Annotated in this window: 17 protein-coding genes; 1 reads left to right on the plus strand and 16 read right to left on the minus strand. The window is 64.6% G+C overall.

Annotation, left to right across the window (positions count from 1 at the left end):
- Window positions 1-30: 30 nt before the first annotated feature.
- From DLM86_RS03405 to DLM86_RS03465, 13 genes are all read right to left on the minus strand, one after another.
- Window positions 31-2,112: a YIP1 family protein gene (locus tag DLM86_RS03405; protein ID WP_158289302.1), complete on the minus strand. Its 2,082-nt coding sequence runs from the start codon at window positions 2,110-2,112 to the stop codon at window positions 31-33.
- A gap of 21 nt (window positions 2,113-2,133) precedes the next feature.
- Window positions 2,134-2,976 (minus strand): carbohydrate ABC transporter permease, encoded by an 843-nt coding sequence (locus DLM86_RS03410; RefSeq protein WP_245954319.1) that lies wholly within the window; start codon window positions 2,974-2,976, stop codon window positions 2,134-2,136.
- A gap of 15 nt (window positions 2,977-2,991) precedes the next feature.
- On the minus strand, window positions 2,992-3,960 hold the full coding sequence (locus DLM86_RS03415; protein WP_110838535.1) for a carbohydrate ABC transporter permease: 969 nt from the start codon (window positions 3,958-3,960) through the stop codon (window positions 2,992-2,994).
- Window position 3,961: 1 nt separating this feature from the next.
- Window positions 3,962-7,096: an extracellular solute-binding protein gene (locus DLM86_RS03420; protein WP_110838536.1), complete on the minus strand. Its 3,135-nt coding sequence runs from the start codon at window positions 7,094-7,096 to the stop codon at window positions 3,962-3,964.
- 43 nt (window positions 7,097-7,139) lie between these two features.
- Complete coding sequence (locus DLM86_RS03425) at window positions 7,140-8,486, minus strand: ABC transporter substrate-binding protein (protein ID WP_110838537.1); 1,347 nt, start codon at window positions 8,484-8,486, stop codon at window positions 7,140-7,142.
- A gap of 36 nt (window positions 8,487-8,522) precedes the next feature.
- Window positions 8,523-10,133, minus strand: coding sequence for an FAD-dependent oxidoreductase (locus DLM86_RS03430; protein ID WP_110838538.1), 1,611 nt, complete (start codon window positions 10,131-10,133; stop codon window positions 8,523-8,525).
- A 16-nt stretch (window positions 10,134-10,149) separates the two neighbouring features.
- Window positions 10,150-10,980: a sugar phosphate isomerase/epimerase family protein gene (locus tag DLM86_RS03435; protein ID WP_110838539.1), complete on the minus strand. Its 831-nt coding sequence runs from the start codon at window positions 10,978-10,980 to the stop codon at window positions 10,150-10,152.
- 413 nt (window positions 10,981-11,393) lie between these two features.
- Window positions 11,394-13,007, minus strand: coding sequence for a response regulator transcription factor (locus DLM86_RS03440; RefSeq protein WP_245954336.1), 1,614 nt, complete (start codon window positions 13,005-13,007; stop codon window positions 11,394-11,396).
- 5 nt (window positions 13,008-13,012) lie between these two features.
- Window positions 13,013-14,893, minus strand: coding sequence for a sensor histidine kinase (locus tag DLM86_RS03445; RefSeq protein WP_110838541.1), 1,881 nt, complete (start codon window positions 14,891-14,893; stop codon window positions 13,013-13,015).
- Window positions 14,894-14,900: 7 nt separating this feature from the next.
- Window positions 14,901-16,481, minus strand: a complete 1,581-nt coding sequence (locus tag DLM86_RS03450; protein ID WP_245954320.1) for an extracellular solute-binding protein — start codon at window positions 16,479-16,481, stop codon at window positions 14,901-14,903.
- A gap of 453 nt (window positions 16,482-16,934) precedes the next feature.
- The gene (locus tag DLM86_RS03455; protein WP_110838542.1) at window positions 16,935-18,122 is read right to left on the minus strand and encodes an aminotransferase class I/II-fold pyridoxal phosphate-dependent enzyme; all 1,188 of its coding nucleotides are present in this window, start codon (window positions 18,120-18,122) and stop codon (window positions 16,935-16,937) included.
- 45 nt (window positions 18,123-18,167) lie between these two features.
- Window positions 18,168-19,262, minus strand: coding sequence for a site-2 protease family protein (locus DLM86_RS03460; RefSeq protein WP_110838543.1), 1,095 nt, complete (start codon window positions 19,260-19,262; stop codon window positions 18,168-18,170).
- A gap of 63 nt (window positions 19,263-19,325) precedes the next feature.
- The gene (locus DLM86_RS03465) at window positions 19,326-19,703 is read right to left on the minus strand and encodes an arsenate reductase family protein (protein ID WP_110838544.1); all 378 of its coding nucleotides are present in this window, start codon (window positions 19,701-19,703) and stop codon (window positions 19,326-19,328) included.
- A gap of 239 nt (window positions 19,704-19,942) precedes the next feature.
- On the opposite strand from DLM86_RS03465, the gene DLM86_RS31980 reads away from it, so the two are divergent.
- Window positions 19,943-20,104, plus strand: a complete 162-nt coding sequence (locus DLM86_RS31980; RefSeq protein WP_158289303.1) for a hypothetical protein — start codon at window positions 19,943-19,945, stop codon at window positions 20,102-20,104.
- Here the strand turns inward: DLM86_RS31980 and DLM86_RS03470 are convergent.
- From DLM86_RS03470 to DLM86_RS03480, 3 genes are read right to left on the minus strand one after another with little or no spacing between them, the layout of a single operon-like run.
- Window positions 20,092-21,054: an RluA family pseudouridine synthase gene (locus tag DLM86_RS03470; protein ID WP_110838545.1), complete on the minus strand. Its 963-nt coding sequence runs from the start codon at window positions 21,052-21,054 to the stop codon at window positions 20,092-20,094. The two genes, DLM86_RS31980 and DLM86_RS03470, sit on opposite strands and share 13 nt — an antisense overlap.
- Window positions 21,051-21,623 (minus strand): cob(I)yrinic acid a,c-diamide adenosyltransferase, encoded by a 573-nt coding sequence (locus tag DLM86_RS03475; protein WP_110838546.1) that lies wholly within the window; start codon window positions 21,621-21,623, stop codon window positions 21,051-21,053. Before DLM86_RS03475 ends, DLM86_RS03470 begins: the two co-directional genes overlap by 4 nt.
- Entirely contained in the window at window positions 21,620-24,337 is a 2,718-nt protein-coding gene (locus tag DLM86_RS03480; RefSeq protein ID WP_110838547.1) for a cobyric acid synthase, read from the minus strand. The genes DLM86_RS03475 and DLM86_RS03480 overlap by 4 nt, the downstream gene beginning before the upstream one ends.
- Window positions 24,338-24,421: the final 84 nt, after the last annotated feature.

Consider the following 24,421-nt stretch of genomic DNA (forward strand, 5'->3'; position numbering starts at 1 on the left):
TAGCGCGATCGTTCACCGTTACGGGCGGCGTCATGCGCTTCGTACGTACAGCTCCACGTACAGCTCCCGGAAAAAGCCGACCACATGGTCGAGCAGCATATAGAACAGAACGGCCGCAGCCATCAGCACCATCATCGTGAACAGGGCGACGAGGATGACGCCGACCGTCCGGAACACCGTGTAATCGTTCAGCGTCATAATCTGAACGAACAGAACATACCCCGCCCAGAGCAGGAACAGCCATTCGATTCCGCGCAGCAGCCCCTTCTCCTCGAGCGTCAGCACATTGCTGAGCAGCGTTACGAGCAGCTGGCCCACCCAGTAAGGAAGCAGCACGTAGGCGGACGCGGCGATCGTCTGCTTGAACGTCGATTCCCCGTCGAGGACGGTCGTCGTCGCCCACAGCGCCACGACGCCGGCGGCGATCGGCACGATCGTCTGCGCCGTCTCCAGCACGAGATTGGCGAACTCCGGACGCGTCTGGGCGAAATGGAAGCCGGTCGCGTAAATTTCGACGAAGCGGACGGCAACGACGCAGCCGAACAGGAGCAGCGCCGCGGGCAGCGAGGGCGCCGTCTGGATGCGCGCGAACGCCTCGCGCGGGTAGAAGACGAGCAGCGCGGCCTGCGACAGCGGCGTGCCGGCGGACGGCGACGACGCGAGGCGTCCCGCGTAGCCGCGCAGCCGGACGGCCGCGTAATACGCGGCGGCGAGCAGCAGCGCGCATCCGGCGGCGATCCAGCCGAACTGCCGCCGGAGCAGCTCGTGGCGCCAGCCGCCGAACGCCTTCGAGTAGTTCGCCGCGTCCTCGCCGAGCTTCAGCTGCACCATCGCTTCGCTCCACTTCTCCCGCTTCAGCAGCGCCTTGCCGACTCCGCGGTGGGCGAGCATGTAGTTGGCGTTCATCGCGAGCACCTCGTTCCAGGGCTCGAGTGCCTCCTCGTAGCGGCCTTCGTGGTACAGGGCGCTCGCCTCGTGAACGAGCGACGCGAACGCGTTCGGCCGGAGCACCTGCACTTGGCCGAGGGCGCGGTCGAGCACGTACAAGAGCCCTTCCGAATCGAGCGCGACGCTGACCGGCTCCTGGAAATAGCCGTTTTGCTGGCCGCCGCCGCCGAAGGCGAGCAGCATGTTGCCCTCCTGGTCGTACTGGTACAGCTTTTTGTGCCGCGAATCGACGGCGGTCAGCACGCCGTTCGGGGCGACCGCCAAATCGACGAGGTTGGCCGACGTCCGGAGACCGGCGCCGGATTGGCTGTATTCGCCGTACGTCTTGGCCGGGTACGTGTTCGTGCCGAGCAGGTTGAACCGCTTGATCTCCTCCGTCGTCGTGTTGCCGATGACGGTGTACAGATGCCCTTCCTTCGGGTCGACGACGACGCTGCGGTGGTTCGGCGGTACTTTTTTGCCCGATGCGTCGCGCTGGTCCTTCGTCGCGAAGACGCGGACGATCCAATCCTTCAGATCGAACTTGAGCTTGTTCGGCGCGATATAGCCCTGGAACGCGCCCGTGCTGTCCATGACGATCAGCCCGTGGTAGTCGTTGCCGCTTTGCACGTACAGGTTGCCCCGCTTGTCGAGCGCCACGTTGACCGGCTGGTACGGAAAATCGGCGTCGAGCAGATCGGACTTCGGCGCCGCGAACGTCTCGATCGGCTTGCCTTCGGGCGACAAATGGACGATGCGCGCATTGTTCGTATCCGCCACGTACAGATGGCCGTCGTCGTCGACGAACAATCCTTTCGGAGCGGCGAGCCCGAGCCGGTCCTCCTTCGTGCCGAACACCCGCAGCACGTTGCCCCATTTGTCCATCTGCACGACGCGGTTATGGTCCGTATCGGCCACATACAGCCGGTCTTGGGCGTCGATGACGAGCTCCGCCGGGTTTTTGAACGCGCCCGCGCCGCCGGCCGGCACGAGCACGCGTTCGACCGAATAGCCGAGCGGCGTCGGCATCGCGAACCCGTTGCCGTCGATCACGTAGCCTTCGGGCGGCGCCGCGGCGGCGGGGGCCGGGAAGACGGCGGCCGCCGCCGCGAGCGCGAGCAGCAGCGGCGCGAGCCGCAGCGCCGCCCGTCTCATTTTCGTTCGAAAGCGGTGCAATGTTTTCATCCGGATTCCCATCCTATGCCTCTATGACTTGATGCCCGAGTGGGCCATCGTGTCCATCACCTGCCGCTGCAAAATCATGAACAGGACGATCGTCGGGACGATCGAGACGAACGCGCCCGCCGCCGCGGCGCCCATCCGTCCGACCGCGCCGTTCGATATGCCGGCCAGGGCGAGCGGCAGCGTCTTCATCGTTTCGCTGGTCGTGTAGATGAGCGGCGAGAAGTAGTCGTTCCAGTCGGCGATGAAGGTGAAAATGACGACGGTCATCCAAGCCGGCTTGACGACCGGCATGACGATGCGCCAAAACGTCGTCCATTCGTTCGCCCCGTCCGTCCGCGCCGCCTCCAGCATCGGCTCCGGCAGCTGGTCCATGAACTGCTTCATCAGGAAGAAGCTGTACGGCACCGCGAGCTTCGGCAGGATGAGCGCCCAATACGTATTCACCATGTGCAGCCCCGAGATGACGAAGTACGTCGGGATTTGCGTCACCTGCGGCGAGAACATGAGCGCGGCGACGATGACGGCGAACAGGAGGCCCGAGCCCGGCAGCTTGTAGCGCGAAATGATGAACGCGCCCATCGCGCAAATGACGACCGTGCCGGCGACGGCGACGACGGTGATGAACACGCTGTTGAACAAATACCGCGTGAACGGCACGAGCAGACTGTCGGTCGCGATCAGCAGGTCGGTAAAGTTCCGAAGCGTCGGCTTCATGACGAAAAAGCGCGGCGGGTACAGGAACAGCTCGTCGAGCGGCTTGAACGCCGTCGAGATGACGTAGACGATCGGCGCGGCCGTCAGCGCGACCAGGACGAGCATGACGGCGTGCAGCGCGACGGCCGGGACGTAACGCGTAGCTTTCACGGACAAGCCCCTCCTTTACATGTCGTTCGACGAGAACAGCCGCATGCAGACGCGGCCGAGCACGAGAGTGAGCAGGAACAGAAACACTGCGACGGCGGAAGCGTAGCCGAGCTCGAACCGGATGAACGCGTAGTCGTATAGATGCGCGACGATCGTATGCGCCGCGTAGTTCGGGCTCGGCATGCCGACGAGCACCTTGGCGATGTCGAACACCGCGAACGAAGCGACGATCGCGTTCACCGCGCCGAACAGCAGCTGCGGCTTCATGAGCGGCAGCGTCAGCAGCCGCAGCTCCTGGAACTTGCCGCGGATGCCGTCGATCGCCCCGGCCTCGTACAGCTCGCCGGGCACGTTGCGAAGCCCCGCGAGGAAGACGAGGAAGCCCGAGCCCATGCTCATCCAGAGCGAGACGAACATGACGACCGGCATCATCGTATCGGGGTGCGCGAGCCAGATGAACGGCCGGTCCTCGAGACCGAGCTTCAGCATCAGCGAGTTGAGCAGGCCGTACCGGTCGCCGGAGAAGATATACATCCAGACGACCGACAGCGCGACCGAGCTCGTAATCGAAGGCGCGTAAAACCCGAGCGCGAAGACGTTGCTGAATTTCAGGTTGTTGATGATCCACGCGAACAAAAACGAAATCAAATAGCTGAGCGGCCCGGTCACGACCGCGAAGGCGAACGTGTTCTTGATCGCCGTCAAAAACACGTCGTCCTCCAGAAACAGCGTCCGGTAGTTGGCGAGCCCGACCCATCGGGGCGGCTGCAGCATGTTGTACGACGTGAAGCTCAAGCCGATCGACCAAAAGACGGGCACGATCGTGAACGCGACGAACAGCAGCAAAAACGGGGCGAGCATCGCATAGCGGAGTCCGTTGCGGCGGAGATGCGCCGCGACGGGAGACCGGAGCCTCGCCCGGACGGGCGGACGGCCGACGGCCGGTTGAAGAGCGTCATTCGTCGACGTCGAGCTCCCTTTCATGTCATCCGCCCTCCTTCCTGCCGCTTCCGGGTCCGGCCCGTTCCCCCGGCTTCGTCCCGGCGTCCGCTTCCCCGTATTCCTCGCGCTTCAGCTTCAGCTCCTTGTCGATTTCCTTGACGGCGTCCTCGAGCGACTCCCGCGGGTTTTGCCCCGACAGGACGACGCGGTTCCATGCGTTGTTCAGATGCCTGCCGGTGAAATAGCCGCCCAGCACGACCGGCTGCTCGCGGAACCACCGCCACATCTCCTCGAAGGCGGCCAAATCCTCCTTGCGCCACGGCAGCTCTCGGAACGCCTCGACGTTGGCCGTATTCCACCGCGCCTCGACGCCGAGCAGCGACTCGAGCTCCTGCCCGAACTGCACTTGGGTATCCTTGCTCATCCACCATTTCAAAAATTGCCACGACTCCTCCTGACGCTCCGACTGCTTGAAGATGAGCGCCGCCTTGAGCGCGCCTCCGGCCGTCCGGTCGATCGTGCCGTCCGGCCGCTTCGTGCCCGGCGCGGGGGCGATCGCCCATCGTCCGGCCAGCTCCGGCGCCGCCGTCGCCAGCTGCACGTAATGCTGGTAGCCGGCGAGACCGATCGGCATTTTGTCGGCGCGCATCCGGCTGAAAAAGTCGGCCTGGATCGGAATGCCGTAATTCGTATACAGGTCGGTCCATTTCTTGAACGCCTGGTACGCCTCGGGTGAAGACAACCCCGATTCCGCGCCGTCCGGGCTGTAATAGCTGCCGCCCTGCTGGTACAGGAACGGGTCGAACGAAGCCGGGACGTACGCGTCCATGCCGTTGCGCTGCAGCGCCGGCAGCATCGACAGCAGGTCGTCCCACGTATCCGGGATGCCGAGGCCGAGCTCCGCCAGCAAATCTTTGCGGTAAAACAGGACGTTGAAGTCTTGCGTCTCCGGCAGCGCGTAGTCGCCGCCGTCGTAGCGGAACGGGATGAGCGCGCCGGGCAGGAAGCGGGACGCCGTCTCCCGGTAATCGGCGAACCGGTTCAGGTCGACGACCGCGTCGCGGAACGCGAACTCCGCGGGCAGCGTGCCGTCCACGCCGACGGCGACGTCCGGCGCCTGGCCGGAGCTGAGCGCGAGCAGAAGCGTGTTGACGTGCCCGACCCCCAGCTGCCCGGCCGGAATCGTATTGACGTTGACCCCAATGCCGGTTTCCGGCGTGAAGCTTTCGTCCGCCAGCTCCTTGACGAGCTGGGCCCATTCCCTGCCGTTGCCGACCCATACGTCGATCGACGCCCGTTCGGTGCCGTCCGGCGCGTCGCCGATCCGGTCGTAATTTTTCGTGAACGACCGCCAAAAGTTTTTGAGCATGACGGCCCCCCGCTGCAGCGCGTTCGATTCGACCTTCGGCTTCTTCGCCCCGGCCGGGGCGATCCAGAAGTAGTCGAGCACGAGCGGCGAGTCGCCGAGACCGAGCAGCCAGTTGCCCAGCTTCGTCTGCCCGGCGGCGAGCTCCTCGAGCTGGCCCGGGATGCGGTCCGGGTTCGCCGCCATGTCGCGGAACTGGTCCTTCAGTCCGGCCAGACTGTTCACGATGGCCGGCGTCCGCCCCGTCAGCGCGCGCAGCTTCTCCATCTGCTCGCCGAGCTCGCCCTCGATCCGGTTCAGATCGGCCAGCAGGTTCGGGATGCGCTTCTCCAGCTCGTACCGGTAGTTCGGGTCCGGCGTCGAGCCGGTCACCATCTGGATGCGGCGGATCAGGTCGGCGATGCCGCGGATCGAGCCGTTCATCGACTCGATGATGTCGCTGTAGGGGCCGGTCTGGACGGTCATCCGGATCGTGTGCGTCCCTTCGGTCAGATGGAACCAGTAGGCGCCGTCGTCCGGCTTCCCCGGACCGCCGGGACCGGCCGGGTCGTCGTGACCGCCCGGTCCGCCCAGCACGTCCATGCGCCAATCCCGGTCGTACGAGAACCGGTATTGCTCGAGCTCCCGGAACGGCACTTTGCCGTCGATCTCGATTTTCCGGTAGACGGGCAGCCCGTCGCCCCACCATTGCCCCGCCTTCAGGCCGATCCGGTACAAGCCGGTTTCCGGCACCTCGAACGTCCAGCCGATCTGCTGGCCGCCCTTGCGCCACCGCCAGCCGCCCATGACGTTCAGCCGCTGGTAGCCGTCGGCCTTCGGCTCGACGAGCGGGTCCGAATTCGACTCGCGGCGCAAAGCCGGATCGGTCTTGTACGCGGCGTTCTCGGCCTGCACCTTGATCGCCGTCTTCGCCGTAGGGGCGCCTCCGGCGGCGGCCTCGTATCGCTTCCTCGCCTCCGCATAGGAGGGGATCGGCTCCGGCGATACGAGCGCGACGCTCGCCAGCGCGACCGGCTCCCGCAGCTTCGTCAGCCGGACGGTCCGCTTGCCCTGCGCGAAAGGAAACCGAAGCGGCTCCGCGTACTTCCCCCCGCCGTCCCCCATGCGGACCGTCTCCCAGCGAGCGGCCTCGACCTGCTTCGGCCGGACGTCGTCGCCCTGATCGTTTACCGTCGGCTCCCCGGCGTCGGTCCAAAACCGCGGCAGGATGAGCCGCTGCGCTTCGTTGAACGGATAGGTGCCGTCGATCCGCACGCTGCGCTCGATCGGCGCCCGGGTCCCCCCGACCGCGTAGTACGTCAGCTCCAGCTCGTACAAGCCGGTTTGCGGAACGTCGAACGTCCATTCGATCCAATCGGTCCCGTCGCCCCACAGTAGCGCCGGCTCGTTCCGGCCGCCGATGCCGCTCTTGCGCTCCGGCGGACCGGAAGCGGTCCCTGCCTCGGCCGGGGCGCCCGGCGGCGCGGATGCCGGGGCGGCCGAGGCGCCGAAGGCGCTGTACGACACCGCCGGCAGCTCGATCCGCAAGCCGCTCGTCGGGCGCGCCCCGGCCGCCTCGAGCTTTTGCAGCGCCTGCGGGTAAGCGGGCAGCTGATCCTCCGTATACGTGTCGAAAGCGATCGGCTTGAGCGTGTTCGCGCTGCGGTATTTCTCGGCCAGCGTCCGGTTACCCGAACCGACCGAACCGAGCGGACCGGCCGGACCGTTCGCCGCGCCGTCCGCAGCCGACGGCACGGAAGCCGTCCCGGCCAGCAAGCAGGCCGCGAGCGCGGCCGCCGCCGCCGCTTTCCGGCGTCTCGGGTGCAGCGCCATGGCCTTCTCCTCCTTCCCGGGAAAGACGTTTCCCGTTGGTCCGTTACTTATGCTGCTCGACGAGCGGCTTCATTTTGTCCGCGATCGTCTTGGCCGCGACCTCCGGACTGACTTTGCCGCCGAACACTTCGCTCGTGCCCTGGACGATCGCCTTCTGATAATCCTCGGTGAACGGGATGGAAGGGAACGTGACGACGTTTTTATGCTTCGACGCCTCGAAATACTCCTTGAAGCCCGGCACGTCCTTGAACGCCGGTTCGTCCATCGCCTTCGGCGTCGTCGGCAGGTTGCCGATCGCGGCGTCGAATTTGGCCATATTTTTCGGCTGCATGAACCAGTTGATGAATTCCCACGCCTCGTCCGGGTGTTTGGCGCCCTTCGGAATGTACAGGGTGCTCGCATTGACGACGGCGCTTCCCCGCTTATCCGGCGTTTCGGCGTCGTACGGCATCGGGGCGATGCCGTAGTTGAAGTTGGCCGGCGCGTTGTTTTTGATCATCGTGCCGTACCATTCGCCCGCGGACACCATCGCGTACTTGCCGACGAAGAACGGATCGTCCGGCTTGCCGTTTTGCCCGAACGTCTTGTAGAACGCGTTCAGCTTCTCCAGTCCGCCGACTTTTTGGTGCAGGTTGTTCATGAACGTCAGCGCTTTGATGAAGCCCGGCGATTGGGGCGAAATTTCCTGCTTGGCGAAGTCGTAGAAGCCGCCGCCGAACATATACGCGTAATGGTAAATGTCCAGGTTCGGGTTGATCGCGAGCCGCTTGATTTCGCCGCTCGGCTCGATGACGTTCAGCTTGTCGTAATACTCCTCGAGCTGCTGCACCGTCTCGGGCGGCTTGTCGTAGCCGGCCTGCGCGAGAATGTCCTTGTTGTAGAACAGCATGCGGATATGCATCGCGAGCGGCATCGCGTACGTGACGCCCTTGTACTGCGTCTGCTGAATGGCGGCCGGGATGAAATCCGACGCCTTCAGACCGGTTTTTTGCATGTACGAATCGAGCGGCGTCATGGCGCCCTGGATGCCCCAGGCGGCGCTGTTGTAGCCGAAATTGTTGGCGACGTCGGGCGGGCTCCCCCCGGTAATGGCCGTCAGCTGCTTCTTCTGGTCCGTCTCGAGCGTGCCCTTCACGACGATCCGGTCCTGGCTCGCGTTGAAGTCGGCGATCGCCTTCTCCATCGCTTCCCCTTCCGCCCCCCGCCAGCTGTACCAGAAGCTGATCTCGACCTTCTCCTTCGGCGCCTCCGTCTTCGGCGCCGTCGTACCGGGCGCCGGCGGCTCCGCCGTCTTGCCGCCGCTTCCGCCGGACGAGCAGCCGACGAGAGCGGCGAGGCACATCGTAACGACGGCCAGCCCTTTCCACTTGATCGATCCGATTGCTTGCATAGCTTCGACCTCCCTTATGGTTGAAAAAAAATGACGCTACACGGCATGAATGACCGGCCACGCCAGCTCGACGCCCCGGGCGGCCAGCAGCCGCCGGAATTCGGCCAGCTCCTCCGCGCCGTTGCGGACGTCGCGCGGCTTCGCGCCGCGGCTCAAGCAGTGCGCCGCCAGCGCGCCGGCCGCTTCCCCGACGTTCCACTCGACCGGGTGGAGCCGGTAGCAGCCGTTCGTAATGTGCGTCGTGCCGATGTTTTTGCAGGCGGGAAGCACGTTGTCCACCCGCTGCGGGATGAGGCTGCCGAGCGGAATTTGGAACGGCAGGCTGGAGATGTCGATATAATTGCGCCCGCCCGTGCTCGGGTGCAGGTCGATCCGGTAGCAGCCGACGCCGATCGAATCGGGATACGTCTCCGCCGCCGGGGACGCGGCGGCCGAGCCGTTCGGGCCGCTTGACCCGCCGCCGCGGCATTCCTTGGACAAATGCTGCTCCAGCACGGTGAATTCCGCCCGGATGCGCCGCGATTCGCGGATGTAAGGCGCCTTCGCGAGCCCGTCCTCGGTGCCGACGACGTCCGGGCGAAGCCGCAGCCCGCGGTAGCCGGCTTTGCCGTCCGGGCGAGGCGCCTCGGTCTGCATCCAGTAGAGCAGCGACAGGCTGAGCTGCTTCGCCCGCTCCAGGTGCGCCGTCCGCTCCTCCTCCGGCACGTCGATGACCGGGCCGAGCCAGTAGTCGTTTTGCGGCCAATTGACGAGTGTAATGTCGCTGTCGTACGTGCCGGGGGCGAAATGCTCCTTCGCCGCGATGCGGCGGTACAGCCAAAGCGACGCGCCGCCCTCCCCCGGGAACAGCCCGTACCGGCGGGGCTCGAGCGTGATCGGGTTGCTGCCGGTCCAGCTCAGCAGCGGCCCGGGCCAAAACGGCGGCCGGTAGTCCCGCCAAAACGCGTAGTCGCGCGGCCGGTCGATCGTATGGTCCTCGCCCTCGCGGTAATCCATCGCGAAGCAGTACGTGAAGCCTTGCATATCGTCCGGCCGGGCGTCGCCCTCCAGCGCGTGCGGCTCGCCGGTATCCCGCCGAGACTCCGCGCCGGCGACGTACTCGACGCCGGCGATCGGCAGCAGGTCGCCGCATTCGGTCGCGTCGAGGAAGTAGGCCGCCGCGATGTCGATCCGGTCGCCCGTCTCGAGCGAGCGGACCGTCACCGCCGTCACGGCGTCGCCCCGGACCGCCGCCGCGACCGGGACGTGCCGGTGCAGCAGGCGCACCCGGCCGGCGTGCACGTGCGGCGCGAGCATCTCGTGCAGCACGGCGAGCGCCGCGCGCGGCTCGTGGCACAGCCGGCTGACGCCGCCGCCGCCGGGGTTCAGGTCGGGCCGCGCCCGCGCCTCCGGCGTCAGCGGGAAGTGCCGGCGGTAGTACGCCCGGACGCCTTCCCGGAACCGCCGGTACGTCCGCGTGCAGCCGAACGATTCGATCCACGGATGCTCGTCGGGCGGCACCGCCTGGCTCGTCAGCTGACCGCCGATCCAGTCCGTCTCCTCGGTCATGACGACCGTTCGGCCCATCTCCGCCGCCGCCAGCGCCGCCGCGCACCCGCCGGTGCCGCCGCCGATGACCGCCACGTCGGCGTACAGTTCTTTGTGCATCTCGTTCAGCGCTCCTTTACGCGTAGGCCGCCGCCATGCGCTCGAAATTGGCATAGCTGCGGCGGATGCCTTCGACGTCGCTGCCGAGCCCTTCGTACTCCAGCACGAGCCGCCCCCGATACCCGGAGTCGGCCAGCAGCCGGAGCACCGCCGGCAGATCGGCATCGCCTTCTCCGGCCGGGACGCCTTCGTATACCCGACCGGAAAGCGATTTGTACCGGCCGCCCTCCCGCTCCTGGAAATCTTTGAAGTGGACGTGCCCGACGAGCGGGAGCAGCGCTTTCGCCGCCTCCGTCGGGCGCTCGTCGACGAGCAGGAAGTTGCCGGTGTCGAACGTCGAGCGCAGCGCCGGAGAGCCGACCCGGTCGATGATTTCCTTCACCTGCTCGCCGCGGCCGGCCAGCTTGCCGTGGTTTTCCAGACATAGCGTGACGCCCGCTTGCCCGGCTTCGTCCGCGGCCCGCTTCAGGCCGTCCACGATCCACCGCAGCGCGTCCCGGTATTCGATGCCGTCGGCCAAGTTGCCGGAGAATACGCGCATGACGTTCGTGCCGAGCCTCCGCGCCACGGGAATGTCATCCGTAATTTTGCGCAAGCCCGCCTCCCGCTCTTCCGGGTTCAGGCTGACGAGGTTGTTGGACACCGCGTAGCTGACCACCTCGATGCCGTTCTCGCGGGCGGTGTCGGCCGTCTCGTCGAGCTCGGCGTCGACGTCTTTCCAGAAATGGGCGAGCAGCTCCACCCGGAGCCACCCTTCCGTCTTGCAAAACCGCAGCCAATCGGCGGCGCTCCAGCCTTTCTCGCGGACCGTGCGGTGCATGCTGTACATGCTGAGCGACAATTCCATGTCGTCATACGCCCCTCTCTTCGTCTTCGGCCGACGGAGTCGCCGGTCGGTTGCACCCGCGCTGCATACGGCCTTGATCCGATTCGAGTTCATTATAGGATGCGGGGAGGGACGTTCCTAGACAACATCGATGACCTTTTGTTGAGCTTTCATGACCTACGTCGGAAGCCGGGAGCGCGATTAACGGCACACGTATTCAACGCCGCGAATAAAACGAAAAAGACACGGGCGTCCCCGTGTCCGTTTCTTGCCGTATGGCCCCACTCCTCGCGAACCGGCATCCTTGCGGCCCGCCCGCCGAACGCCCTGATTCGCGTATTCGATCCTGAAGCGGCAACGGTTTAGCCCATACCTCTTTCGCCGCATCAATCGCTCCCTCACACCGCTCCGTCTTTCGTCGGGCAGCCGTAGCCTCAAACCCGCTGCGCGCCGAAATTGTGCTTGATTTCGCCCGGCGATACGCCCCAATATTTGCGGAACACCTTCGTGAAATAGCTGACGTGCCCGTAGCCCGTCATGGCGGCCGCGTCGTACACCTTTACGCCCCGTGCGAGCGCCGCCTTGGCGCACTCCATCTTCCGCTCGAGCACGTACGCCGAAAACGTCTTGCCCGTCTCCTGCTTGAACAGCCGGCTCAAATACGACGAGTTGACGAAAATCCGGTCGGCGACGTCGTACAGGTTGAGCTCCTTGTCGATTTCCGCCTCGATCAGCGCAAGCACCGTCCGGACCGTCTGATGGCCGCCCGTCTTCCGCCGGGATTCGGCGTACCGGGCGAAGCCGCGGACGATCCGGCCGAGCCATTCCCGAATTTGCGACTTCTCCGTCAATCTCTGCAAGCCGTGAAAAAACGCGTAGTCGTCGCCCGCGACCTCCTTGAGCGGCCAGCCGTGCTGGTGCGCGGTGCGCACGAACAGGCTGCCCGCGAGCAGCAGCCGTTCGCGCACCTCCTCCGCCGAGCCGGCCCGCTCCATCCGCTCGTCCCACCACGCGTCCAGCGCGGACGCCGCCCGCTCGAACTCGCCCGTCTCGAGCGCCGTCTCGAGCGCCTTGAAGGCGGACGGCGCCTCCGCATCGGCGGGCGAGTCCGCCGATGGCTCGCGGAACGGAATCGCGAGGCCCGGCCCGAGCGCCGCCCGTTCGCTCAGCGCGCTTCTCGCCTCGCGGTACAGCCGCTGCACCAGCAGCGCCGAATCCGCGCAGCCGCTTATGCCCGCGCTGGCCGTTACCTTGAGGCACTCCTTCACGTTCGTCAGCACTTTCACGAGCTGCAAATGGACGCGCAGCGTGAAGGCGTCCGGCGGCTCGTCGGCCGAAGCCGAGAAGAGGACGACCGTCGCCCCTTCCGCATCGGGGAACAGACGGCACGACGCCCCTTGCAAAAACTCCTTGGCGATGCATTCGACGGAAAACCGCAGCAGCGACACGTCCTGCTGCAAAAACCGCGTCTCTCCCTCGAGCAGCGGATCGATGTCGAGAACGGCCGCGATATGCCGTCCCTCCTCGGCGAACAGGTCGAGCTGAACGTCCCTGCCTTTTTGCTCCATTTCCCACGAAGCGTACTTGCCGGCGAGACAGTTTTGCCAAAACAGCTCCTGCAGCCGCGGCAAATGGTCGTTCCACTTCCGCATGAGCGCCTCGCGCCCGTGCACCTCGTCGAGCCGGTCTCGCAGCTGCTCCGCCGCTTCGCGCACCGCCTCCATGATCTCCTGCTTGCCGGCCGGCTTGAGCAAATATTTGACGACGCCGTATTCGAGCGCCCGCTGCGCGTATTCGAAGCTGTCGTGGCCGCTCAGCACGATGACCTTGAGCGGCATGCCGCTCTCGCGGATGCGCCGGGCGAGCTCCAAGCCGTCCATGTCCGGCATTTGGATGTCCACGATCGCGATGTCCGGCATCTTCTGCTCCATGAGGCGAAGCGCCTCGTGACCGTTCGAGGCCGTGCCGATCACCTCGAAGCCGTACTCCTCCCACGGCATATGGACGGCCAAGCTGTTGCGAAGCCGCGCCTCGTCTTCGACGACCATAATGTTCACGCCGATTCCCCTCCCTCTGTCTGCCGTTCGCTCCCGTCCGCCTCCTGGTCCTCGCACGCCGCCAGCGGAAGCAGCAGCACGATCGAGGTGCCCGTCCCCGGCGCGCTGTCGATCCGGCACGACGCCTCGTCGCCGTAGACGATTTTCACGCGGGCGACGACGTTGCGCAGGCCGAACAAATCTTTCGCCCGGTTCGGATCGAAAGGCGACAGCACCGTGTTGTCGGTCGTGACCGCCCCGATTTCCCGGCGGATATAGGCGAGCCGGTCGGCGGACATGCCGACGCCGTTGTCCTCCACCCCGAGCGCCAGGTACGGCCCCTCGATCCGTGCGGATATCGTCAGCGTGCCGCCGAGCGGCGCTTTCTCGAGACCGTGCAAAATCGCGTTTTCCGCCAGCGGCTGCAGCAGAAGCCGGAGCACCCGCAATCGTTTTGCCGCCTCGTCGATCCGGTATTCGACCGTGAAATGGTATTGAAACCGCAGCTCCTGCACCCGGATGTAATGGTTCAAATGCTCGATCGTTTCCGCCACGGTGACCGTGTCCCGCCCTTTTTGCAAGCTCAGTCGAAAAAACTTCGACAAATGGTACACCATCTCCCCGATCTCCTCCGCCTCGTATTCCTGGGCCGTCCAATAAATCGAATCGAGCGTGTTGTACAGGAAATGCGGATTGATCTGCGACTGCAAAAACTTGAGCTCCGCCTTGGACAGCTGCAGCTGCTGCTCGTAATGGTCGCGGATGAGCGCCCGCTGGTCGTGGGCCATCTGGTTGAACGATTCCGTCACGTAGCCGAGTTCGTCCTTTCGCCGGTTGGCGAGCGTTACGTTCAAATTGCCGAGGCGAATTTGCTTCATGCCGAACGACAAGCTTTTGAGCGGCGAGGCGATGCCGCTGTACACCATCCACGAAATCCAAAACGCGAGCACGACGCTGATCGCGATTATGGTGAACGTGAACAGCTGGAGCTGGCGGTTTTCCTTATACAGCTCCGATTCGGGCTGCAGCGTGACGAGCGACCAGTGCGTCTGGGCCGACCGCACCTTCACCGCGAGCATCGTCTCGCCGCCGCCGGGCACGTCGGCCCGGGCGGTCACGGCCGCCTCGTCCTCCCCCTCCCACAAGTTCGGCCGCAGCGGGGCGTGCTCGGGATCGGTGCCGACGACGAGCCGGTTGTCGTGGTCGTATAAGTACGCCCGCGTATGGGCGGAAGGCAGCGAGGAGGCGATCAGCTTGAGCAGCGACTCTTTTTTGATGCCGAGAATGATGAAGTTCGGAAAGGCGGACCGGTTGTACACGTTCATGCTGCGGATCAAATAAACGCCGTCCTTGGCGAACACGTACTCGCCCCGTATCGGATAGGCGTTCTCGGACGGGAGGTGCAAATAGCTGAAGCCGTTCTGGTACGCCGCGTTCCGGTACCACGACTCGAGAGACGCGTCCTTCAGCCGGACGCCGCCGAAGCGGGACGACAGCAGCGTATCCGACGGGGAATGCAGCACCGACACCTGGTACAGCAAATTGTTCAGCGCCACGATTTCCGACAAATCGCCGATCAGCTCCCCGAAGTTGACGACCGACTCGACCGACAGCTCCGGCCCGGCCGCGGCCAGCCAGCCGTTCACCGCTTGGTTGCGCGTCAGCAGGTTGGAGATTTCCTCCATGTTGCGCATCGTCAAGTCGATGTAATCGATGGCGGACAGAAGCGAGCTTTTCGTCCGCTCGACCGTTTTGCGCTCCAAAATTTGGTGCGACCGGATGTTCGCGAACAAGCTGACCGCCACGAGCGGGACGAGAATCAGCAAAAAATGGACGGTCAGCCTCACCTGAATATGACGGGTGAAGGCGTCGTACGCCCAAGCCCACAATCGTTTCATGACCCCGTTACCGCCCCCCGCCGTATGCCGTCCGCTTCGCGAACCATTCGTTCGCCTCGTCGGTCATGTCCCGGCCGCCTTCGCGGTACCATCGTTCCGCGAACCGGTCGAACGCGTCGAGCGGGTCGACGCCCGTCACGATTCTCGTAAACGCGCTCTCCTGCATCGCGAGCAGATTGGCGCCGTGCATCGTCATCGCCGGCGTAGGCGGACCGTTGAACCGGTTGCGGATCAAGTTTTGCGAAATGCGCTCGAGGTTGTCGGACAGCCGGAACTGGACGCCGAGCGAATCGAGCCGTTCGCGGTCGACCGCCGGGTCGGCCGCATCGGCGAGCGCGCCGTAAATGCCGCGGTAGCTTTGCCGGTTATGCTCCTCGAAATTGGTGACGAGCTTGTCGCCGCGGCGCGTCCATACCTGGTTCTCGAACCCGAGGTTGAGCGTCTTGTAGCCGTCGCCGACGATGAAATTGAGCAGCTTGACGACCGCCTCCGGATGCTTGCTCGTCGCGGGCACGACGTTGAACATGCGGGCGACGGCGTTGTCGGCGACACCGTGGCGGCCGTCCGGACCTACCGGGTAATCGAGCGGGATCCATTCCGCCTTCGGGTCCGCTTTCCGGCTCGCCTCGATCGGGCCGCGCGTGTCGTACCAGACGGCGGAGAACAGGCCGGCTCGCCCGTTCACGATTTTCTCTTCCAGCGAAGCCAGCTTGTTCAGCGGGAATTCGGGATCGATCGCCCCTTCCCGGTACAAGTCGGCCATGAAGCGCAGCGCTTCCTTCGTTTCGGGCAGCACGCCGGAGTATACGAGCTTCCCTTCGCGCTCGTACCACGCGTTCATTTGCGTGCCGAAGGCGCCCAGCAGCGGGGCGGTGCGCACGAGGCCGCTGCCGATCAGCAGCCCGACCGTATCGTTCCGCCCGTTGCCGTCGGGATCGTCCCGCGCGAACCGGCGCATCACCTCCGCATATTCGGCGATCGTCCTCGGCGGCTGCAGGCCGAGCCGGTCGAGCCAATCTTTGCGGACGTACATGATTTCGTTGCCGCGCACCGAGTTCAAGCTCGGCACGGCGTAGATGCTGCCCTCGAAGCGGACGAGATCCCACGCTTCCGGCGGGATCCGCTTTTTCAAGTCGGGGCCGTACCGGTCGATATAGTCGTCGAGCGGCAGCAGCGCGTTCCGCTTCACGTAATCGGCGACCCAGGCGTTGCTCGTCGTGTTGACGAGATCGGGCATCTTCGACGATTCCATGATGACGTTCAGCTGCTCGTTGTAGCCGTCCTCGAGCGGAAGCTTGACGGTTACGTCGAGCCCGGTGCGGCTTTCGATGAAATCGAGGTACGGATTATGGTTCTCGTCGTAGCCGTCGGGGAACGAATAGTAGGCGCCCAAGGCCACGATCGTGATCGCCTCCCGGCTTGGGTCGGCGCGGCCTCTCCCTTCCGTCTTGGCGTCCGGCAGCGCGCCCATGAAGCCGTAGACCGCCGCCGCAGCGACGGCCGTGCTGAGCCCGATGCCGATCGCGGCGTACAGGCTGGATCTGGTTGCGAGCGGGGAGCTCGGCTGCTTCGGCTGCTGCTCGTTCAAGCGGGTTCGCCCCTTCCCTTTTCCGACGGGTGGCGGTTGTGGTTCGAAAGCCGTGCGGATTCCTTTCCATTGTAAAAGGAAACGCTTTCAACAGAACAGAAACTTTGATGACATCTTGTTGCACTTCGATGACCCGTTACTTCCATTGTAGGCGATGGCGGCTCGGAGCGACAAGAGAAAACGGCGGGCGATGCGGCAGCGGGGGGGGGGTGAAACGAGCGAAGCGAAGGCGGACGGGCAAATTCGTGTACGTTCGTGACTGCCTGCGGCTCCGTCGGAACCAGCGGATCGCGCCGCACGCTCCCCGGCCGGACTACGCAAAAAAGCCGCCTCCCGTCGCGGAAAGCGGCACCCAAGCCAAAGCCGGCCCGGCCGGTTTAGCCGATTGATTATGAACCCCGTTAACGGGTTCGACAACTTCCGAACGCTGCCCCGCTCCCTTTCGATACGCCGTTACGCCCGTATGCCCCGTTCATGCAAAAAAAGACCGATTCGACGCACCGCTTCCGCCAGCTTTTCCTCCTCCTGGACGAGCGCGATCCGTACGAACCCTTCTCCCTGCTCGCCGAACGCGTCTCCCGGAATTACGACAACGCCTGCGGATAACAAAATTTCCCGGGAAATTTGTCGAGATGTCCAACCCGCCGGAATCGGCGCCCAGACGAACATCGTCGCTTTCGGCCGCGGCACGTCCCAGCCCGCCTCGCGCAGCCCGTCGACGACGATGTCCCGCCTTCTTTCGTATATGGAGGCGACCTCCCAGCCGGAGCCGGCCATATGATCCTCCAAGGCGACGATGCCGGCTTCCTGCACGGCGGAAAATACGCCGTAATCGATGTTCGACTTCAGCGTCCGCAGCGCTCCGACCGCCTCCGCGTTGCCGACAAGAAAGGCGATGCGGCAGCCGGCCATATTGAAGCTCTTCGACAGCGAATGGAATTCGACGGCGATTTCCTTCGCGCCGGGCACCTCCAGCACGCTTCTCGGCCGAAAGCCGTCGAACGCCATCTCGGAGTATGCCGCATCGTGGACGACGAGCAGCTCCCGTTCGCGCGCATAATCGACAAGCCGTTCGTAGAAGTCGAAATCCGCTACCGCCGACAGCGGATTGCTCGGATAGTTGAGCAAAATAAACTTGGCGCGGGCCGCCGTCTCCTCCGGAATTTCGTCGAGACGGGGCAGGAAGCCGTTCTCCGCGCGCAGCGGCAGCAAGTAAGGAGTCACGCCCGCCAATGCGAGACCCGCCGAGTAGATCGGATAGCCCGGATCGGGCACGATGGCGGTATCGCCGGGGTCGGCGACGGCCATCGCCAGATGGGCCAGCCCGTCCTGCGATCCCATCAGTGTCGTCACTTCCGTTTCGGGGTCGAGCTCGACGCCGAAGCGGAACCGGTACCACCGGGCGACGGCGTCGCGAAACCGCGGCGTTCCTTCCGACGTCGGGTAGCCGTACTGCTTCGGATCGCGCACCGCCTTCGTCAGCGCTTCCATGACCTTGGCCGAAGGCGGCCGATCGGGGCTGCCGATGCCGAGGTCGATCATCTCGTGTCCCCGAGCAGCCGCTTCTTGCTTCCATCCCGCCACCTCGGCGAAAATAGCCGACCCCAATCGTTGAAGTCGGCCTGATTTCATCGGTTTCATCGCCTATTTCCCCACCTTAACGTTTGATCCCATTAACCGTTAGCGTCATTTTCGAAGCGCATGGAAAAAGCCGCCCTGCGACGCCATCAATCCTTCCACGATGTCGAGCATGACGAACAGGACGACGGCCAGCACGCCGTAGCCGATGCCGAACTTCCAGCGCACGCGGCTCGGCACGGTATAATAGTCCGCATTCTCGTGCGGCTCGTAATCGATCTGGTAGCGGAGGACGAGCGTCTTTGGCGTATGCTGCCACCGTCGTTCGACCTTCGTCCCGACGACCGAGCGGATGAGCCCTTGCTCGAGCAGCTTTACCGTTTTGACCGCGCCCGCTTCCTCCCAGACGATGTCGATGTACTGGTGTCCGTCCAAGTCCGAATACGTGCGGAACGGCAGCTCTCCGCCCTCGCGAAACGTCTGCAGCATCCAGCGATCCCCCGGAATGTCGCCGAACGGCACCTCGATTTTGCCCCAGACGGAGTAGTCCGCCGGCTTTCCCCGGTGCATGACGTATTTCGAGAACAAGTCCCAGACGAACAGCGCCCACAGCACGAAAAACAGCACCGAGCGCAAATGGATCGCCGCGAACAAGCCGCCGGCGGCCCCCGCGACCCACAGCCAGCGCGTCACGGTGGAAGCGATGCGCCCCCCGTCGAGCGGATGGATCGGAAGCAGATTGATCAGATTGATCGTGAAGCCGATATAAGCGATCGCGTAAAAGAGCGGGTTATCGGCCGCCAAGCCGATCAGAAACGCGACGATGGCGCCGATCGTCCCGACGAGCGGACCGCCCAGCGCCACATAAGCTTCCGTCTCCGCGTCCCGCGGGTTGCGCTTGAGCATGATCAGCGCCCCGAGAAACGGGATGAAGAACGGGGCCGTCACCGGAATGCCCTTATGGCGAGCCGCCGCGACGTGTCCCAGCTCGTGGACGAGCACCATAACCGTCACGCCCAGCGCGAACTCCCATTGATAAAACCACGTATAGACGGCCGTGGCGGCGGCCATGCTGAGCAGCGCCCCGCTTTTTTTGCCGAGCTGCAAAAACTTGAGCAGCGCCTTCACCCGGGCAAGGAAAAAGACGCCGAGCGCCCCCGGCGTCCACCGATCGTCTCTCGCTTGTTTCGTTTGTCGCCTCAACCGCGTTCGGCCTCCTTTCCCGTCCCCGAATCCCGGCGGCCGCAAGGGCCGTCCGATGCGCGTTCAACCTCCGCTGCGGTTCCAGACGCGTTCGTACTCGTCTTCCTTGTAGCCAACCGTCACCCGCTCCCCGTCATAGACGATCGGGCGCTTGATCAGCCTGCCGTTGGACGCGAGCAGCGCAATCATCTCGGCCTCGCTCATCCCCGGCAGCTTGTCCTTCAGCTGCATTTCTTTATACACTTCGCCCGACGTATTGAAAAACTTTTTGATGCCGAGTCCGCTCTTGGCGATGATCTCGGCGAGCTTTTCGCCGGTCGGCGGCGTCTCGAACACGTTGACGGTCTCGTCGGGCTTGACGCCCTTGCGTTCCAGCGATTTCAGGGCGTCCCGGCACGTGCTGCATTTCGGGTACCCGTAAAACGTCGTATGTACGCTCATGATGTCCTTCCTCCTATCCGTCCGAAAGCGGAACGTTACACGCAGCCGAGCTCCGCTTCGAATGCAAACATTTCCTATTATACATGAAAAGTCGCTGCAAAAAAGTGGCGCCTCACACAAAATCGCCGTTTCCGGCGGATAAAAACGGGCGGAACTTGAAAAAGTAAGCAGGAAAGAGACTGAAAGCCGCTTCCGGGCCACTGTCCCCGGAAACGGCCGTTATTCGGGAGGTATACGCTTTGAATCGAAAAGCTGCAAGCGCGGCCGCCGCCGTCCTTCTGCTGGCCGCTTTCGCGGTCGGCTGCGGACGGGAGCGGGAAGACCCTAGCATCAAGGCGCAAAACGACCCCCAGGGCGGCGCCGGCAACAAGCTGCACAAGGGCGATCTTCACTCCAAGTAACCGCCGCTCCCGCTGCCGCCGCGCCTCAGCAGGTCGAGCCAGCGCGCCATGTCGTCGGGCAGCGGCGCTTCGAAGGCGACGGGGCGCCCGTCGGCGGGATGCGCGAAGGCGAGCCGCGCGGCGTGAAGCGCATGACGGTCGAGGGGTTCCCCCGCGACCGTCTTTTCGCGTTCGGGGCTGACGCCGTACATCGCGTCGCCGAGCAGCGGGTGTCCGATATGGTTCATATGGACCCGGATTTGATGCGTCCGTCCCGTCTCCAGCCGCAGCCGGACGAACGTCGCCGCCTCGCCGAGCCTTTCCAGCACCTCGTAATGGGTGACGGACGGATAGCCGCTCGGCGTGACGATCCGGACGTGGGGGGATGCCGGGTCGCGGTCGATCGGTTCGTCGACGGTGCCGCTGTCTTCCCGAACACGGCCGTGCACAATCGCCACGTACGTTTTGTCCACCCCGTTCGCCTGCATCTGCGCGGAAATATGCTGATGCGCGTACGGGGTTTTCGCGATGGCGAGCACGCCCGACGTTTCGCGGTCGAGCCGGTGCACCGGACGGAACCGCACCTTTCGCCCGGCTTGCCGCCAATGAAACACGACGGCGTTGGCGATCGTATTCATATAGTGCCCGTGCGTCGGATGAACGATCATGCCCGCCGCCTTGTTTACGATCAGCAGCTGGTCGTCCTCGTGCAGGATGTCGATCGGGATGTCCTGCGGCAAAATGTCGTCGGACTCCTCCTCCTGCATCCGGATTTCCACGACGTCGCCGGAACGGACGCGGGACGTCGTATACCGCCGCTCGCCGTTGACGGTAATCCCTTCGGCCGTCAGCTTCAGACGGGACAGCAGCTTCCGGGACAGCTTCATCCGGTCGTGGAGAATCGTCTTCAGCATGATGCCGTCCTCGGCGGGCGGCACGACGTACGAAAGCGGCTCGTAATACCCGGTCATCGCTGCTTGCGGCGGAACACTTCGGGGCTTCGCTCGTATTCGACGTCCGGCTCGCCTTCGCGGAAGTTCGCCGTGCGTGCGGCCGTGAAGAAAAAGTCGGACAGCCGGTTCAAATAACGGCGCACCTCTTCATTGATGTCCGCCTGCTTGGACAGCGTCACGACCCGGCGTTCCGCCCGCCGGCATACGGTGCGGCACACATGGAGGAGCGAGGAGGCCGTCGACCCGCCCGGCAAAATAAAGCGGGTAATGTCCGGCGTTTCCGCGTCGTACTTGTCGATCCACGTCTCCAGCCGGTCGACCATGTCGGCCGTCACCTTGTACGGACGAAGCTCCGGCTTGAGCAGCGCGAGATCGGAGCCGCAGTCGAACAGCTCGTGCTGGATCAGCTGCAGGTCGGCCTTCATGTCGGCCAGCTTGTCGCTCGTCATGACGCTGATCGCCTGACCGACGAAGCAGTTCAGCTCGTCGGTCGTGCCGTACGCCTCCACGCGTACGTCGTCCTTGTCGACGCGCCCGCCGATGACGCCCGTTTGGCCTTTGTCGCCCGTTCGCGTATAAATTTTCATGCGTCCCGTCCCCTTTCGTTATCCCCGTTAATCATCACATAAATCCGCTCCATATCCAAATGGCTCCGTACATGATCCGCCAACCGGTCGAACGCCGCCTCGCGTCTGCTTCGAAACTTCAGCTCGCCCGGGAGCGGCGCCCAGCCTTTATCCGCGCGAATCCGATTGATCCACGCCCGCCGCAGCCCGTCGTTGTGCAGTATGCCGTGCATGTACGTCCCCCATACTTTTCCGTCGGGCGATACGGCGCCGTCCTCGTGATACGAAGCGGGCTCGTCCGGCGCGTCGTGCACGCGGATCGAGAACGGCCTCGCCACCGGCTCGACGAACGTCGTGCGGCCCATATGAATTTCGTAGCCCTCGACGGCGAGCGTTCCGACCTCGGGCCATTCGGCGACGCCCGTGACCAGTTCGGTCCGCTTGTCCGGCGTAAACGTCGTCACCGACGGGAACAGGCCGATGCCCGGCAGCTCTTCCGTGTCCGATTCGATCCGGTCGGGGTCGAGCAGCCGGCGCCCGAGCATCTGGTAGCCCGCGCAAATGCCGAGCAGCCGCCCGCCGCCCGCGACATACCGGCGAACGCTCGCCTCCAGTCCGGTCGAGCGCAAATAGGTCAAATCGTCGACCGTATTTTTGCTTCCCGGAATGATGACCGCGTCGGGCTCGCCCCATTCGGACAAGGAGGAGACGTAGCGGGCGTGAACGTCCGGCTCCTCGAAGAGCGGGTCGAAGTCGGTAAAGTTGGACAGGCGCGGCAGACGCAGGATCGCGATGTCCACTTGGCCGTCGCGCTTCGGCGCACCCGTCCCCTTCTTCGCGTCGAGCGAAGCCGAGTCTTCGTCCTCCAGCCCGAGCTCGGGCAAGTACGGGATGACGCCGAGCACCGGCTTGCCGGTCCGCCGCTCCAGCCAGTCGAGCCCGGGCTTCAGCAGCGAGACGTCGCCGCGGAACTTGTTGATGACGAACCCTTTGACCCGGTCGCGCTCCTCCGGGGTCAAAATGTCCAGCGTCCCGACCAGCGACGCGAAGACGCCGCCCCGGTCGATGTCGGCGATCAGCACGACGGGCGCATCGGCCCAGCCGGCCAGTCGCATGTTGACGATGTCGCGGTCTTTCAAATTGATCTCGGCCGGGCTGCCCGCCCCCTCGATGACGACGACGTCGTACCGGCTCCGCAGCCGAGCGAGCGCGTCCTTGACGATTTGCTCGGCCTCGCCCAAGTATGTTTCCCGGTAGGAGCGGGCGTCGTAATCGCGAAGCGGCTTGCCGTGGACGACGACTTGGGACACCATGTCCTTTTTCGGCTTGAGCAAAATCGGGTTCATGTCCGTCGTCGCGGCGATGCGGCAGGCGTCCGCCTGCATCCCTTGCGCCCGGCCGATTTCTTTGCCGTCCGGGGTGACGTACGAGTTGAGCGACATGTTCTGCGACTTGAACGGCGCCACCCTGCGGCCGTCCTGCAGCAAAATGCGGCACAGCGCCGTTGTCAGGATGCTCTTGCCCGCATCGGACGAGGTGCCTTGGAACATGATCGTCGGCGCGAGAGCCGGAGCGGCATCTTCCGAGTCGGCCGCATTCCCCGAATGGTCCCGAACGCCCGCGTCGGTCCCTTCCTCCGGCGCTTTCGCGCTCCGGACTTCTCCCGTCATCGCTTGCCGCAGCTTCGCGAGCATCGTCTCGTTCTCGGCGCGAAGCCTTATCGCCAGCCGGAAGTACGATTCGTCCAAGCCCGGAAACAGCGAGGCGTCGCGGATGAGAACGCCCGCTTCGCCCATGCGCCGCTGCAGCGTCTTGACGTCGAGGCCGATTGAGGCCGGAATCGAGACGAGCAGGAAGTTGACGTCGCTTTCGAAGACGCGCAGCCCGAGCTCCAGCAGCCGCTCCGTCAGCCAAGGCCGTTCCTCGGCCAGCCAGAGGCGCGTCCGATCCGCATACGCCGTCTCGCCGAATGCGGCTTGTCCGATCCATTGCGCGATCGCGTTGACGCTCCACGGCACCTGCAGCTCGGCCAGCTTGCGGATCGCCTCGGGGCGGGCGACCATGAAGCCGAGCCGGACGCCCGGGACGGCGTAAAACTTCGTCATCGACCGGATGACGTACAGCCCGTCCGTCTCCGCGGCATGACGGATAAGGCTTACTCGGCCTTCGTCCGGGACGAAATCGACGAACGCCTCGTCGACGACGAGCCGGACGTTGTCGCGGACGAGACGCAGCAGCAGCTCGCGGTCGGCAAGCCGCCCCGTCGGGTTGTTCGGATGGCCGAGCACGAGCAGATCGGCCCGCGCCGCCGCTTCGCGAAGCGTCTCCTCGCGCAGGGCGAAGCCGTCCTCGGCGGACAGCGGAACGTCGACGACGTCGCCGCCGATTTTCCGCACCGCCTCCTCGTATTCGGAGAAGGACGGCCGCGCCAGCGCAACGCTGCGCGGAGCGAGCACGCGGACGGACAAATCGATCAGCTCGGCCGCGCCGTTGCCGACGAGCACGCTCTCCTCCGGGATGCCGTAAGCCGCCGCGATCGCGCGCCTCAATCCGCGGACCGCCGGGTCCGGATACCGGGCCAGCTCCCGCCACCGTTCGGCCAACAGCCGGCCAACGGCGTCCGGCGGGCCGAACGGATTCATATTCGAGCTGAAGTCGAGAAATCCGCCCGCCGGCCGGCCGTATAACGTCTCCGCCGTCGTCAAATCTCCGCCGTGCCCGTACTGTTCCAACATCCCGTTTCCCCCTCGTATCCATGCTTTTCCACCCGCCGGACCGAGAATAACGTACGTTTGTACGCTAGTCCGACGATTGTACGC

The organism is Paenibacillus flagellatus, from assembly GCF_003217775.1.
Classification (GTDB): Bacteria; Bacillota; Bacilli; order Paenibacillales; family NBRC-103111; genus Paenibacillus_AB; species Paenibacillus_AB flagellatus.